Source organism: Ruegeria sp. BF12 (assembly GCF_056538705.1).
The window spans coordinates 50,888-63,644 of sequence record NZ_JBQFTP010000004.1 but is presented as its reverse complement, the minus strand read 5'-3'; the positions used below and the strand labels follow the sequence as shown (position 1 = coordinate 63,644).

Below are 12,757 nucleotides of genomic sequence, written 5' to 3'. Positions count from 1 at the left end.
CAGGGTCCTATCAAGTGGACCCCGGTGACTATGCTGTCTCGCGGCCCGAGTCGGCCTCATACGCTTCGATAATGGCCGCCACAAGCGGGTGGCGCACGACATCCTTGGACGTGAAGTAGTTGAAGCTGATATTCGGGATCGTTTTCAACAAACGCTCTGCATCCGCCAATCCGGATTGAACGCCGCGCGGCAAATCAACCTGCGAGCGGTCGCCGGTGATCACCATACGGCTGCCTTCGCCCAATCGCGTCAGGAACATCTTCATCTGCATTGTCGTGGCGTTTTGCGCTTCATCCAATACGACAAACGCATTTGCCAGCGTACGCCCGCGCATAAAGGCCAGCGGAGCGATTTCGATTCGCTTTTCTTCAATCAGCTTGGCCAGTTGTTTGCCGGGCAGAAAGTCGTTCAGCGCGTCGTAGAGCGGCTGCATGTAGGGATCGACCTTGTCCTTCATGTCGCCCGGCAGATAGCCCAGCTTCTCCCCAGCCTCGACGGCGGGGCGACTGAGGATGATCCGGTCCACATGACCACCGATGAACATCGACACACCGACAGCGACGGCAAGGTAAGTCTTGCCGGTGCCGGCGGGACCGATCCCAAAGGCCAGTTCGTTGTTGAACAGGGACTGGACGTAAGCTTTTTGCGCATCTGTGCGCGGCTCGACCAGTTTCTTGCGTGTCTTGATTTCGACCGCGCCGCCCTTGAACATCTCAAGCTGATCACCGTCGCGGCTGCCGGTGCCCGTTTCCGAGCCACCCATCCGCAACTCACGGTCCACATCGGCCGCTTCGACATCTCGACCGCCCTCCAGACGGGTGTATAGGGCCTGCAGGACCTCAATGGCCTGTTTTTGGGCGTCTTCGTCACCCATGACAGCCAGCTGATTCCCGCGGCGCACAATCTGAACGGAGAGCTTTTGCTCGATTTCCGTCAGGTTGCGATCATATTCGCCGCAAAGGTCTATTAACAATCGATTGTCTGGAAACTCAACAAACGCTTCGCGCTGAGGCATTTCATCTTGCGGTGGGGTAAGGGCACCGATGGCCAATCCGCTCTCCTGTCTTGGCGTTTCACCTTGAGCGTAGACAAGAAATCTTGGTGGGCGCAAGCCACAGATTCATTTTTTCCGCGGCGGATGGTAAAACCGCCCACAAGACGGGACACAATCCCTTGAGGGATGCGCCGTCATTCCAAACCAGAAGTCAGAACCTGTAGTTCAGGCCCAGCTTCAAACCACGGTATCGCGGTGTCGACTTGGTAGACGTACCATTGGAAAACTCGACGTCTTCCGAGCTGAATTGCACATATTCGTACTCACCCGTAATCGACCAGTTTTCGCTCAGATTATGCTCGGCCCCGATGCTTGCGGAAAACCCGCTGCGCCGACCGCTATCTTGGAAAAATTGAGTGTTTCCTCCGGATGTCTGGCTGCTTTTGGTCGAAATGTCCCCGTTCACGTAACCGGCGGAAACATAGTACAAAACTGTGCCGCTTTTGTTGGTCAAACCATTGCGAAGCCGTATTGAGAAAACGTCAGAAACCTCGGAGGTACCTGTAACAGTCTCTCCGTTGATTTGATTGGTGACTTCATCGTCAATCGAGCCGAACTCGTACCCAAGTTCAAACCCGTAAACATAATCACGCCCGCCCTTTGCAGGCAAAACGCCGCGCCAACCGCCGCGTAAGCCGCCATAGGAGCCGCTCAGGTCCAGTTCGCCAACTTCCGACGTGCTGCCCGACGCATTCAGACCGAACCTATCGTCGCCGCCTATAGCGTATCCGCCTGTAACACCAAGATAAAATGCCTTGACGTCCGAACCGATCCGTTTGGGGCTGACCACGGGCGGGTCAGAAACCCCCTGATCCAGATTGCCGGCTACAGTCACACCGGGAAAAACCATAAAGGCGATCGCGGTCGACAGGGTGGTTTTGACAAACAATTCAACGGAACGCTTCACAATTTTCACTCGTACCCTCCATTGCCCGACCTGTTGAACCGGTCGGCGCAGAAATGGGCTTTTAAAGGCCCAGAACCCCAGGCCCCAAAAAACCTGATTTTTCTCGGAACATAGTTCCAAGTCATAAATCAAGGGTAAATTTGGAATTAACAGGTCAGTATGGTTTCCAAACAGCGCATAAAGGCCGCGTCAAACCAATTCTCCCGCAAGCGAGTTCGCGCCTGACCCCGTGATCCGAATATCCCGGAGTTCGCCCACCGCGAGATCGGCGTCGGACACGTGAACCGAATGAAGATACTCGGATTTTCCAACCATCTGCCCTGGAAGGCGGCCTGTCTTTTCGAACAGGACTTTGACGTTTCGACCAACCATCGCATCCTGAATTTCACGCTGGTGACGCGTGATCAGGGCCTGAAGACGCTGCAGGCGGTCATCCGCCGCCTCAGGATCAACCTGAGACCTTTCGGCCGCCGGCGTGCCAGGGCGCGTCGAATACTTGAACGAATACGCGTAGCCGTATTTGACCTCTTCCACCAAATCCATGGTGGCCTGAAAGTCTTCTTCGGTCTCCTCGGGGAAGCCGACGATAAAGTCGCCGGACATCACGATATCCGGGCGCGCGGCGCGAATTCGCTCGATCAGGCGCAGATAGCTTTCGGCGGTGTGGCTGCGGTTCATCCGCTTGAGAATACGATCCGAACCTGATTGAACCGGCAGGTGCAGGTACGGCATCAGTTTCTCACAGGTCCCGTGCGCATCGATCAGATCGTCCGCCATGTCATTGGGGTGCGAGGTGGTGAACCGGATACGCTCCAGCCCGTCGACCTTGTTCAACTCCCAAATCAGACCGGCCAGTGTCATATCGCCGTTAGGGCCCGCCCCGTGATATGCGTTGACGTTCTGCCCCAGCAGCGTGATTTCACGTACTCCGCGTTCAACCAATTCGTTCGCCTCACGCAGGATGCGATCTGCGGGGCGGCTGACCTCGGCCCCGCGCGTGTAGGGTACCACGCAGAAGGCACAGAACTTGTCGCAGCCTTCCTGCACCGTCAGAAAGGCAGTCGGTCCGCGCTTGGCCTTGGGACGGCCTTTGAGTTTCTCGAACTTGTCCTCTTCGGGGAAATCGGTGTCCAGCGCCTTGGCGCCTGTGCGCGTCTTCGCCTCCATCTCGGGCAGACGGTGATAGCTTTGCGGGCCAACAACCAGGTCCACCATTGGCTGGCGGCGCATGATCTCTTCGCCCTCGGCCTGCGCGACGCATCCCGCGACGCCGATCTTCAGATCAGGCTTTTCGCTTTTCAGGCCCTTGAACCGACCAAGCTCGGAATAGATCTTTTCAGCCGCTTTTTCCCGAATGTGGCAGGTGTTCAGCAGAATCATATCCGCGTCATCCGGGCTTTTTGTTTCCACGTACCCCTGCCCGCCCAGCGTTTCCGCCATACGCTCGCTGTCGTAGACGTTCATCTGGCAACCATAGGTCTTGATGTACAGCTTTTTGGGTTCTGACATGAAAACGGCCTTTGCATTCGCGGGATCGGCGTCGTCTATACCCAACGAACGCCGCTTGCAATGGCGACGCGATTACCCGATTTTGGCCCGAAACTCCAGCAAGGCAGCAGCGGACAGGCAATGCGATACGAATCCTTCGACAGTTTCCTGCAAACAGGCGATGCAGCTTTGGCCAAAGGGCCCGTAGCGCTGATTTTTGTCGAGGATGATGTCGAAATCGACAGCACCATCCGCCACCACCTAAGGCTGGGGTTCAAATCCCTGATTGCGTTCATGCCACAAGAGTTTGGGGTGGACCCCGAACTTGCGGACCGGATTCATCGCGTCACCCTGACCTGCGCGCCCCGGACTGTTGTTTTCGAGACCATAAACAAGGTCATCCAGGCAGCCCCCGGTCTTTGGATGTATTACTGCTATAACGCGGAGTACCTGTTCTTTCCCTTCTGCGAGTCGCGCTCCGTGGGCGAAATGCTGGCCTTCCATAACGAAGAACGCCGGGACTCGATGCTGAGCCACGTCATCGATCTGTATGCAGATGATCTGAAGGAATTTCCGAACGGCGTCTCACCTGATCGCGCGATGTTGGACCGCACCGGCTATTTTGCACAGGCGCGGCTTGATTCGCGGAAGCACCCGGTCGAACGCCAATTGGAGATGTCCGGCGGGCTGCGCTGGCGATTCGAGGAGCACGTCCCCCCACAAAGCCGCCGGATTGATCGTATCTCACTCTTCAAATCCCAAAAGGGACTGTCGCTGCGGCCAGATCACACGTTCAACGAGGCGGAATACAACACGTATTCCTGCCCGTGGCATCACAATCTGACAGCGGCGATCTGCTCATTCCGGGCGGCGAAGGCGCTGAAAACAAATGCAGGGTCCACCTTCGATATTCCAACCTTCCGCTGGCGCAATTCAATCCCGTTTGAATGGTCGTCGAACCAGTTGCTTGAACTGGGAGTGATTGAAACGGGCCAGTGGTTCTGACCCGCCCATTTTTTGCGTTTCCGCTTTTTTCAACGCCGTAGCAACACCGGAAACCAGTCCTCGCGCAGGCGTTGGCCGGGTTCCATGTCATGCCCGGGAAACGGCGGAGACGTGCGCCCGGGGCGTTCGACATAGCGCACATCGTCACCGACCAAACGCAACGAGAATGCGCGGCGACGGCTGGTTGATTGATTGCCCCGAGCGCCGTGCAAAGTGCGATAGTTGAAGGCGACCGCGTCACCCGGTTCCATTTCGAACTCCACGACCTTCATCCCCTCGGCGTCCGGGTCCGGAACGGGAATGTACTGACCCTCGTCCGCAAAGAACCCCTCTTCCGAAACCCAGCGCGTCGGCAGGACTTCTTTCTCCCACCGGTGCGAACCGGCGACGCAGCGCAGTGTGGCCTGCTTTACCGGGTCAAGCGGAGACCAGAAGCTGATCGTCTGCTGCCCTTCCACAAAGTAATACGGGCCATCCTGATGCCATGGCGTCGCCATCGAGGTGCCGGGCTCTTTGACCAAGACATGGTCGTGGAACATCTGAACTGTCTGGGACTGCATCAGATCTGCCGCGACTTCTGCCGCAGGTGAATCCTGAATAACCGTCTGAAATTGTTCGATTCGGGACCAGTTGCAATAGTCGTCGAAGAACCGGCCTGTTTCACCCTCTTTCTTGTTCTCCGACGCATAAGGCCCGGGCTCGGCCATGTTCGCGGCAACCCCCTCGCGCAGGGTTTCAACGTGATCGGCAAACAGCCCTTTGATCAGAACCACGCCGTCCTGTTGATAGGTGTCGATCATCTCTTGTGTAACGAGGGGGTGCGTCATGTGTGTCTCCGTGCCGGTGGTAAGCCGATCTGCGCATGGATGACCCCTCTGTTCAAATAATATCTTTCTAAGTTAGATTTAATTTCATGTTATATATCTCGCTTCGCCAGTACGAATATGTCTGCGCAATCGGCCGTTTCGGAAGCTTGTCTGCCGCAGCGCAGCAGCTGAACGTGTCGCAACCGGCATTGTCCACCGCCCTGACACGCGTCGAATCGCACATCGGCTATCCGCTATTCACACGAAAACGCGGGGCATCCATGGCGCTTACGCCTCAGGGGCGCAGTTTCATTGAAGACGCCGAAACCCTCCTGACCAACGCAGCCCGGCTGGAAAAAGCGGATCAGTTCAGCGCGACCAAGGCGCAGCTGCGGCTGGGCTGTTTCGTCGATCTGGCCCCGTTTTTCCTTGCAAGCGCCGTGCGTCAGCTGCGCGCGGCGCTTCCTGATTTGGCCTTGGCCTACAAGGTGGATGGGTTCGAAGGTCTGATCTCTGGCCTGATCGATGGGCAGATCGATCTGGCGCTGACCTATGGCTTGAGTATGGATGCAGCGTTTCAGCAAACCACCCTGTTTACCAGTCTGCCCAACGCCATCATGGCCCCCGACCACCCTTTGGCTGGCGTGTCATCCGTATCGTTGGATGAGTTGGCCACCTTTCCACTGATTCTGTCGAACGAGGGGCTTTCGGCACAGCACGTATTGGGGCTTTTCCGACAGATCGGGTTGAGACCTTCGGTGGCACATCGCGCGGCTTCGCTGGAAATCCAACGCAGTCTGGCCGCTCATCACGAGGGTATTGCGATCAGCTACGCCAATCCCCCGTCTGCCTTCAGCTATGATGGAATGCCTCTGGTCAGCCGTCCGGTATCGGATCAGATCGCGGCGGAACCCGTGGTGCTGGCACGCCATGGAACCGGCCCCGCAGACCCGAACACGGCGGTAGCAGGACACATTCTGACGGACCTTTTGAGTTGATTTACTTTTTCCGCAGACGGATCACAACGTCGACGGACGCGATCTCGACGCCTTCGGGCGCTTCTGGAAGGCGCTGAATCACCAATTGATCCGACGGCGCATCGCTCAGCCGGCTTTCGTCTTCCCAGTAGAAATGGGGGTGATCGTGGGTATTGGTGTCGAAGTAACTCTTCGAGCCATCAACTGTGATTTCCTGCAGAACGCCCGCATCGCAAAACGCACGCAACGTATTGTACACCGTCGCCAACGAGACCGCGTCGCCGTTCTTTTTGGCAGCTTCGAACAGGCTTTCAGCCGTGACGTGCCGGTGACGCCCGTCGCCGACCAGAAGCTCGGCCAATGCAACACGTTGGCGCGTAGGGCGTAACCCGGCGTCAACCAACCAATCCGTGGCTATGTTCTGGCTCTGAGGTGTCATTAATCCGAAACCCAATTGTTGCTGAACCATATATAAGTGCTCTGTTCGGGTAATTTCAAATGAAATTCATTCGCAAAGAATGTCGTCTGCACAACAGGATGTGGCGCGGTGCTCTTGCAGGACCTTGCATACGGGTGCTAGACGAGGCCAGATATAACGAACGGACCCCTGGCAGGAGAGGCGGCAGAATGGCCCAATTCCCGAGCAGCTTTGACAAGGACGATCTGCTGAAATGCGCGCGTGGCGAATTATTCGGCCCCGGTAATGCGCAGTTGCCTGCTCCGCCGATGCTGATGATGGACCGGATTACCGACATCTCGGCCGATGGTGGCGCACATGGAAAAGGCCATGTTCTGGCCGAATTCGACATCACGCCTGACCTGTGGTTCTTTGACTGCCACTTCCCTGGCAACCCGATTATGCCTGGCTGTTTGGGACTGGATGGTCTTTGGCAGCTGACCGGCTTTAATCTGGGCTGGCGTGGTTGGCAGGGGCGCGGCATGGCCGTGGGGGTTGGTGAAGTCAAACTGACCGGCATGGTGCGTCCGGACCGCAAGATGCTGACCTATAAAATCGATTTTAAAAAGGCGATCCAGACCCGCCGCCTGACCATGGGTGTGGCGGATGGTATCGTCGAAGCGGACGGCGAAATGATTTACGACGTCAAAGACATGAAAGTCGTTCTGTCCGAAGCCTAAGCCGGACCGGCCTGAAATAAGGAGCACGCACATGCGTCGAGTAGTTGTCACCGGTCTGGGGGTTGTCTCCTCCATCGGGAACAATGCCGAAGAGGTTCTGGCCTCGCTTAAGGCCGGAAAGTCCGGCATCGAAGCCAATGAACAGATGGTCGAACATGGCTTTCGCAGCCAGATCGCCGGTACGCTGAAAATCGATGTGACCGAGCATGTGGACAAGCGGACCCTGCGCTTCATGGGCCCCGGTGCCGCTTATGCGCACATCGCCATGAGCCAGGCGATTGCGGATGCTGGCTTGACTGAAGATCAGGTTGTGAACCCACGCACCGGGTTGGTTGCCGGTTCCGGTGGTCCCTCGACCAGCGCCATGCTAACTGCGCACCAGACCGTTCTTAAGACCGGCGCAACCAAGCGTATCGGGCCGTTTGCTGTTCCGAAATGCATGTGTTCGACGATTTCGGCTAACCTGGCAACCGCGTTCAAGATCAAGGGCATCAACTACTCGATCACTTCGGCTTGCTCGACCTCGCTGCATTGCATCGGCAACGCTGCCGAGCAGATCATGCTGGGCAAGCAGGACGTCATGTTCGCAGGTGGCGGAGAAGAGTTGGACTGGACGCTCTCCTGCCTGTTCGACGCGATGGGTGCGATGTCGTCCAAGTACAATGACACTCCGGAAAAGGCATCCCGCGCGTTCGACCAGAATCGCGATGGGTTCGTGATCTCGGGCGGCGGTGGGATCGTCGTTCTTGAGGATCTGGAACACGCGCGGGCCCGCGGTGCAAAAATTTACGCGGAAGTGACCGGCTATGCGGCCACCTCGGATGGCCACGACATGGTCGCACCGTCCGGCGAAGGCGGCGAACGCGCAATGCGTCTGGCCCTGTCGACCGTGCCCGAAGGCCGCAAGGTCGGCTACATCAACGCCCACGGGACCTCGACCCCGGTCGGTGACGTTGGCGAGGTAGAGGCCGTCCGCCGCATCTTTGGTGAAGGCAACGTGCCCCCGATTTCCTCGACCAAGTCGATGACTGGCCACGCACAGGGCGCGGCTGGTGCTTTGGAGGCAATTTTCTGCCTGCTGATGTTGCACCATGACTTCATTACGCCGTCGATTAACGTCGACACTCTTGCCGAAGGCATCCTGCCCGGTGAAATTGCAACACAAGTTGTTGAAAACGCAGGACTGGACAGTGTCATGACCAACAGCTTCGGCTTTGGCGGCACGAACGGTTCCATGGTTCTGTCGAAGTATAACGGGTGAGTATGATGTCAGATCTTCTTAAGGGCAAACGCGGCCTGATCATGGGCGTGGCGAACGACCGTTCCATTGCTTGGGGTATCGCCAAGGCCATGCACGAGGCCGGCGCCGAGCTGGCATTCACCTATCAGGGCGAAGCGTTCGGCAAACGGCTGGAGCCGCTGGCACAAAGCCTGGGCAGTGATTTCATGGTGGACGCGGATGTCACGGATGACGAGTCGCTGGACCGCGCATTCGAAGAGCTTGGCGCGCGCTGGCCGACAATTGACTTCGTGGTCCACGCCATCGCCTATTCGGACAAGTCCGAACTGACGGGCCGGTTCCTGAACACCACGCGAGCCAACTTCAAGCACTCGCTGGACGTGTCAGCCTATTCTTTCATCGAAGTTGCCCGCCGCGCCTATCCGTTGATGAAAGACAACGGCGGCACGCTGCTGACCCTGACCTATCAGGGATCGAACAAGGTTGTGCCGAACTACAACGTGATGGGTGTGGCCAAGGCTGCGCTGGAATCGGCAACCCGTTATCTTGCCAATGATCTTGGCCCCGAAGGCATCCGTGTGAACGCAATCTCGCCCGGCCCGATGAAGACGCTGGCCGGCGCGGCGATCGGCGGTGCGCGCAAGACCTACAAGTTCTGCGATCAGAACGCTCCGATGCGCTCGAACGCGACGCTTGAGGCCGTTGGTGGCACCGCAGTTTACCTAACGTCAGATGCGGGCGCCTGCACCTCGGGCGAAATCATCCGAGTCGATGGCGGCTTCCACATTCTGGGCATGCCACAGCCCGACCATATGTGACCCGATCTTTCCCTGCCGGTGCCAAGATTTGACCATCTTTCGCGGGCAGGGATATCGGCATGAGCAAAGCCGATCACATTCTAGCAAGCAGCGCCCGGTCGCGACGCAGGTCCGGTTTTCTGGGCTTGCGTGGGCGCGTCGCCCTCTTGGCACTAACCACTCTACTGATGCTGTTCGTGTTTTTCACGCAACCGCATATACGTGCGACCGTAGAATCCTGGATCAGCCTAATTTCGGGCTGATCCGGTGCTGTGGGCATTCGGTTAATTCACCGAGACAACCTCAATGTCAAAAATCAGGTCCTGCCCGGCCAACGGGTGATTTGCATCCAGCGTTACGGTCGCTTCGTCAGAGTCGACAACTGTCACAGGTAGGGCCTGCCCGTCCGGAGTCTGCATTTGCAATTGGGTGCCCAGGTCCAGCGGAATGTCATCCGGAATACCCTCACGCGGGATTTGCTGGCGCGCCGCAGGATTTATCGGGCCATAGGCATCGACGCAGGCGATCTCGACCCGTTTCTTGTCACCCACGTTCAAGCCCGGCATCGCCGAATCCAAACCGGGGATAATCTGGCCAGATCCTACGACAAATTCCAGCGGATCACGTCCTTCGGAACTGTCAAAGACGTTCCCATCCAGCAACGTTCCTGTGTAGTGGATGCGAACCGTGTCGCCTTGTTTGATTTCGGTCATGCTGGCCTCCGGCCTCTGTAAAGTTTGAGCGGCCAAGCCTAGGGTGTAACACGACATTGTAAACCCTGACCTCTTTTATGGCTTTTATTGTTGTGCAAACCTGCCCCGGATGGATGGGAGGGAACCTGATGCCGATCACGACCTGCGTTTTTGATGCCTATGGAACTTTGTTCGACGTGGCGGCTGCCGCGCGGCAGGCGGCGGGGGAACCGGGTTTTGAAGCCCTTCAGGAGAAATGGCCCGAATTGGCCAACCACTGGCGCCTTAAGCAGTTGCAATACACCTGGCTGCGCGCGGTTACGGACGCGCATGCGGATTTCTGGGACGTCACTCAGGACGGGCTGGATTGGGCGCTTGAGGCCACGAGGCTGGACGGAGATGCGACGCTGCGGCAACGGTTGCTGGATCTCTATTGGGAATTGCAGGCCTACGCCGAAGTCCCGGACATGCTGCGTGCACTCAAAGCAGGCGGGTTGCAAACGGCAATATTGTCGAACGGATCACCTCCGATGTTGGACGGTGCCGTCCAATCGGCGGGCATAGGCGATGCTCTGGACGATGTTCTGTCTGTCGAGAGCGTCGGCATCTTCAAACCGGATTCACGAGTCTACGACCTTGTGCAGGACAGGTTCGGTTGTGCCCGCGATGAAGTCCTGTTCGTCAGCTCGAATGGCTGGGATGCGGCCGGGGCCAGCGGGTATGGCTTTGTTACGGCTTGGGTGAATCGCGCAGGGGAACCGATGGACCGCTTGCCATGGAGGCCTGCACATGTACTGTCCGACCTGACGAGCATTCCTCAACTGGCTGGACTCTAATGGCTTTTTTCACAACGTCTGACGACAGACGTATTTACTTCGAGGACACCGGAGCCGGGGCGCCGGTGTTGTGTCTTGCGGGTTTGACCCGGAATAGCAAGGACTTTTCGTTTCTCGCGCCTCACCTGGCCGATATGCGGATGATCGCGATGGATTACCGGGGGCGCGGGCAATCGGACCATGACCCCGACTATATGAACTACAACGTCATTCGCGAATCGCATGACGCGATTGAGTTGTTGGACCACCTTGGCCTGGACCGCGTGAACGTCATCGGCACATCACGCGGCGGACTGATCGCCATGGCGCTGGCGGCAAGCCACCCGGAACGGTTGTCGAGCGTGGTTCTGAACGATGTCGGCCCGGTCTTGGACCCGTCGGGCATCGCCAAGATCATGGAATATGTCGGCAAACAGCCCGTATCCGGAACTTACGACCAAGCGGCACAGGCGCTGCAGCATGTCATGGAACCCCATTTCCCCGACGTATCACTGGAACGTTGGCGACAGCAGGCCGAGATACAGTTTGAAGAGACCTCGGACGGTCTTACGCTGCGCTATGATCCCGCTTTGCGCACAGTGCTTTTGGAACAGGCATCTGCCGGGGCTGCACCAGACCTATGGCCGCTATTTGAAGCGTTGCAGGACATTCCGACAGGGGTCATTCGAGGTGAAAACTCTGACATTCTGGGCAAAGAAACGCTGACAGAGATGCACGACCGCCACCCCGGCCTTATCTCAGAAGAGATCCCGGATCGTGGCCACGCCCCGTTTCTGGACGAGCCGCAATCGCTTGAACTTATTCGCAAGGTACTGAACGCCGTATGAGCACACTTGAAATGATCGAGGCCGCCGCCGGGCGGCTCAGAGGACATGTTCGGGAAACACCAATTCTGAGCTCACCCTTTCTGGATGAAATCGCAGGCCGACGCGTGCTGGTCAAACCCGAGTGCCTTCAACACACTGGCAGCTTCAAGTTCCGCGGTGCATGGTCGGCTATTTCGGCCTTGAGCGATGGAGACCGTCAGCGTGGCGTGATCGCTTATTCCTCGGGCAATCACGCGCAGGGTGTGGCGTATGCGGCAGCTCAGCACGGGATTTCGTCGGTGATCATCATGCCCTCCGATGCCCCCCAGTTGAAGATCGACAACACACGCGCGCTGGGTGGTGAAGTTGTCCTTTATGACCGCGCAAACGAAAGCCGTGAGGATATTGGCGAAACACTGGCAACCGAGCGCGGGCTGACCTTGATCCGACCGTACGATGAACCTCAGGTCATCGCAGGCCAGGGCACTGTGGGACTGGAGCTTGCGCGGCAGGCGGCGGAATTGGGCGTCGATGAAGCCGATGTACTGGTGTGCTGTGGCGGCGGTGGGCTGACTTCTGGTATCGCGCTGGCACTGGAAGGTCACGCGCCGGGTCTACGGACCCGCCCATGCGAGCCCGAAGGGTTCGAAGACGTCAAACGGTCCCTCGCGACCGGTCATATTCAAAGCAACAACGCCACCGCCGGCAATATCTGCGATGCGATCCTGACACCGCAGCCGGGGCAGATCACCTTTCCGATCCTGAACCGGCTCTGCGGCCCAGGCCTGTCGGTGTCCGAGGACGAAGCCATGCGCGCGATGGCGCAGGCCTTTTTGCGTCTAAAGATCGTACTGGAACCGGGCGGCGCGGTGTCGCTTGCATCGGCCCTGTATCGGGCGGACGAAATCGAGGGCGACACGGTGATCGTGGTGGCTTCGGGGGGCAACGCTGACCCCGAAGTCTTTGCAAAAGCGCTGGGTTTCCTGACCTGACAATTTAATCGGACTGGGGC

The 12,757-nt window shown here is 57.9% G+C and carries 14 protein-coding genes; 8 read left to right on the top strand and 6 right to left on the bottom strand.

The features are described 5' to 3' along the window. Nucleotides 1–28: 28 nt before the first annotated feature. The 3 genes from ACR0J0_RS08640 to miaB all read right to left on the bottom strand — a co-directional run bounded on the left by ACR0J0_RS08640 (nucleotide 29) and on the right by miaB (nucleotide 3,470). Nucleotides 29–1,051 carry a PhoH family protein gene (locus ACR0J0_RS08640; RefSeq protein ID WP_480663002.1) on the bottom strand — a complete coding sequence of 341 codons (1,023 nt, stop codon included), beginning with the start codon at nucleotides 1,049–1,051 and terminating at the stop codon, nucleotides 29–31. Between the two features lie 154 nt (nucleotides 1,052–1,205). Beyond that, nucleotides 1,206–1,970, bottom strand: coding sequence for an outer membrane protein (locus ACR0J0_RS08635; RefSeq protein ID WP_480663000.1), 765 nt, complete (start codon nucleotides 1,968–1,970; stop codon nucleotides 1,206–1,208). Nucleotides 1,971–2,150: 180 nt separating this feature from the next. After that, complete coding sequence (gene miaB / locus ACR0J0_RS08630) at nucleotides 2,151–3,470, bottom strand: tRNA (N6-isopentenyl adenosine(37)-C2)-methylthiotransferase MiaB (protein WP_480662998.1); 1,320 nt, start codon at nucleotides 3,468–3,470, stop codon at nucleotides 2,151–2,153. Between the two features lie 120 nt (nucleotides 3,471–3,590). Here miaB and ACR0J0_RS08625 point away from each other — a divergent pair, with 120 nt between their 5' ends. Continuing rightward, nucleotides 3,591–4,454 (top strand): hypothetical protein, encoded by an 864-nt coding sequence (locus tag ACR0J0_RS08625; RefSeq protein WP_480662996.1) that lies wholly within the window; start codon nucleotides 3,591–3,593, stop codon nucleotides 4,452–4,454. A gap of 29 nt (nucleotides 4,455–4,483) precedes the next feature. Here ACR0J0_RS08625 and ACR0J0_RS08620 read toward each other — a convergent pair whose 3' ends face one another. Beyond that, the gene (locus ACR0J0_RS08620) at nucleotides 4,484–5,281 is read right to left on the bottom strand and encodes a phytanoyl-CoA dioxygenase family protein (RefSeq protein WP_480662994.1); all 798 of its coding nucleotides are present in this window, start codon (nucleotides 5,279–5,281) and stop codon (nucleotides 4,484–4,486) included. A gap of 86 nt (nucleotides 5,282–5,367) precedes the next feature. On the opposite strand from ACR0J0_RS08620, the gene ACR0J0_RS08615 reads away from it, so the two are divergent. After that, nucleotides 5,368–6,258 carry a LysR family transcriptional regulator gene (locus ACR0J0_RS08615; protein WP_480662992.1) on the top strand — a complete coding sequence of 297 codons (891 nt, stop codon included), beginning with the start codon at nucleotides 5,368–5,370 and terminating at the stop codon, nucleotides 6,256–6,258. A gap of 1 nt (nucleotide 6,259) precedes the next feature. Here the strand turns inward: ACR0J0_RS08615 and irrA are convergent, their stop codons facing one another. Beyond that, nucleotides 6,260–6,676 (bottom strand): iron response transcriptional regulator IrrA, encoded by a 417-nt coding sequence (gene irrA, locus ACR0J0_RS08610; protein ID WP_239335809.1) that lies wholly within the window; start codon nucleotides 6,674–6,676, stop codon nucleotides 6,260–6,262. A 188-nt stretch (nucleotides 6,677–6,864) separates the two neighbouring features. On the opposite strand from irrA, the gene fabA reads away from it, so the two are divergent. Genes fabA through ACR0J0_RS08595 form a run of 3 tightly spaced genes read left to right on the top strand, consistent with a single transcriptional unit; the run spans nucleotide 6,865 to nucleotide 9,432 of the window. After that, nucleotides 6,865–7,374 (top strand): bifunctional 3-hydroxydecanoyl-ACP dehydratase/trans-2-decenoyl-ACP isomerase, encoded by a 510-nt coding sequence (fabA, locus tag ACR0J0_RS08605; protein ID WP_170326986.1) that lies wholly within the window; start codon nucleotides 6,865–6,867, stop codon nucleotides 7,372–7,374. A gap of 31 nt (nucleotides 7,375–7,405) precedes the next feature. Next, nucleotides 7,406–8,635: a beta-ketoacyl-ACP synthase I gene (gene fabB / locus ACR0J0_RS08600; protein WP_480662990.1), complete on the top strand. Its 1,230-nt coding sequence runs from the start codon at nucleotides 7,406–7,408 to the stop codon at nucleotides 8,633–8,635. A 5-nt stretch (nucleotides 8,636–8,640) separates the two neighbouring features. Next, nucleotides 8,641–9,432: an enoyl-ACP reductase FabI gene (locus ACR0J0_RS08595; protein WP_480662988.1), complete on the top strand. Its 792-nt coding sequence runs from the start codon at nucleotides 8,641–8,643 to the stop codon at nucleotides 9,430–9,432. 263 nt (nucleotides 9,433–9,695) lie between these two features. Here the strand turns inward: ACR0J0_RS08595 and ACR0J0_RS08590 are convergent, their stop codons facing one another. Then, a complete protein-coding gene (locus tag ACR0J0_RS08590; RefSeq protein WP_480662986.1) occupies nucleotides 9,696–10,124 on the bottom strand; it encodes an FKBP-type peptidyl-prolyl cis-trans isomerase in 429 nt (142 codons plus the stop codon). 128 nt (nucleotides 10,125–10,252) lie between these two features. Here ACR0J0_RS08590 and ACR0J0_RS08585 point away from each other — a divergent pair, with 128 nt between their 5' ends. The 3 genes from ACR0J0_RS08585 to ACR0J0_RS08575 are packed head-to-tail and all read left to right on the top strand — an operon-like array spanning nucleotide 10,253 to nucleotide 12,737. Continuing rightward, nucleotides 10,253–10,939: a haloacid dehalogenase type II gene (locus ACR0J0_RS08585; protein WP_480662985.1), complete on the top strand. Its 687-nt coding sequence runs from the start codon at nucleotides 10,253–10,255 to the stop codon at nucleotides 10,937–10,939. Continuing rightward, on the top strand, nucleotides 10,939–11,766 hold the full coding sequence (locus ACR0J0_RS08580; protein WP_480662984.1) for an alpha/beta fold hydrolase: 828 nt from the start codon (nucleotides 10,939–10,941) through the stop codon (nucleotides 11,764–11,766). Before ACR0J0_RS08585 ends, ACR0J0_RS08580 begins: the two co-directional genes overlap by 1 nt. After that, nucleotides 11,763–12,737, top strand: a complete 975-nt coding sequence (locus ACR0J0_RS08575) for a threonine ammonia-lyase (protein ID WP_480662983.1) — start codon at nucleotides 11,763–11,765, stop codon at nucleotides 12,735–12,737. Before ACR0J0_RS08580 ends, ACR0J0_RS08575 begins: the two co-directional genes overlap by 4 nt. Nucleotides 12,738–12,757 lie beyond the last annotated feature (20 nt).

Excerpts from the sequence above, each read along its gene's own strand:
- miaB (WP_480662998.1), bottom strand. The coding sequence starts at position 3,470 with ATGTCAGAACCCAAAAAGCTGTACATCAAGACCTATGGTTGCCAGATG.
- ACR0J0_RS08625 (WP_480662996.1), top strand. The coding sequence starts at position 3,591 with ATGCGATACGAATCCTTCGACAGTTTCCTGCAAACAGGCGATGCAGCT.
- ACR0J0_RS08620 (WP_480662994.1), bottom strand. The coding sequence starts at position 5,281 with ATGACGCACCCCCTCGTTACACAAGAGATGATCGACACCTATCAACAG.
- ACR0J0_RS08615 (WP_480662992.1), top strand. The coding sequence starts at position 5,368 with ATGTTATATATCTCGCTTCGCCAGTACGAATATGTCTGCGCAATCGGC.
- irrA (WP_239335809.1), bottom strand. The coding sequence starts at position 6,676 with ATGACACCTCAGAGCCAGAACATAGCCACGGATTGGTTGGTTGACGCC.
- fabA (WP_170326986.1), top strand. The coding sequence starts at position 6,865 with ATGGCCCAATTCCCGAGCAGCTTTGACAAGGACGATCTGCTGAAATGC.
- fabB (WP_480662990.1), top strand. The coding sequence starts at position 7,406 with ATGCGTCGAGTAGTTGTCACCGGTCTGGGGGTTGTCTCCTCCATCGGG.
- ACR0J0_RS08595 (WP_480662988.1), top strand. The coding sequence starts at position 8,641 with ATGTCAGATCTTCTTAAGGGCAAACGCGGCCTGATCATGGGCGTGGCG.
- ACR0J0_RS08590 (WP_480662986.1), bottom strand. The coding sequence starts at position 10,124 with ATGACCGAAATCAAACAAGGCGACACGGTTCGCATCCACTACACAGGA.
- ACR0J0_RS08585 (WP_480662985.1), top strand. The coding sequence starts at position 10,253 with ATGCCGATCACGACCTGCGTTTTTGATGCCTATGGAACTTTGTTCGAC.
- ACR0J0_RS08580 (WP_480662984.1), top strand. The coding sequence starts at position 10,939 with ATGGCTTTTTTCACAACGTCTGACGACAGACGTATTTACTTCGAGGAC.
- ACR0J0_RS08575 (WP_480662983.1), top strand. The coding sequence starts at position 11,763 with ATGAGCACACTTGAAATGATCGAGGCCGCCGCCGGGCGGCTCAGAGGA.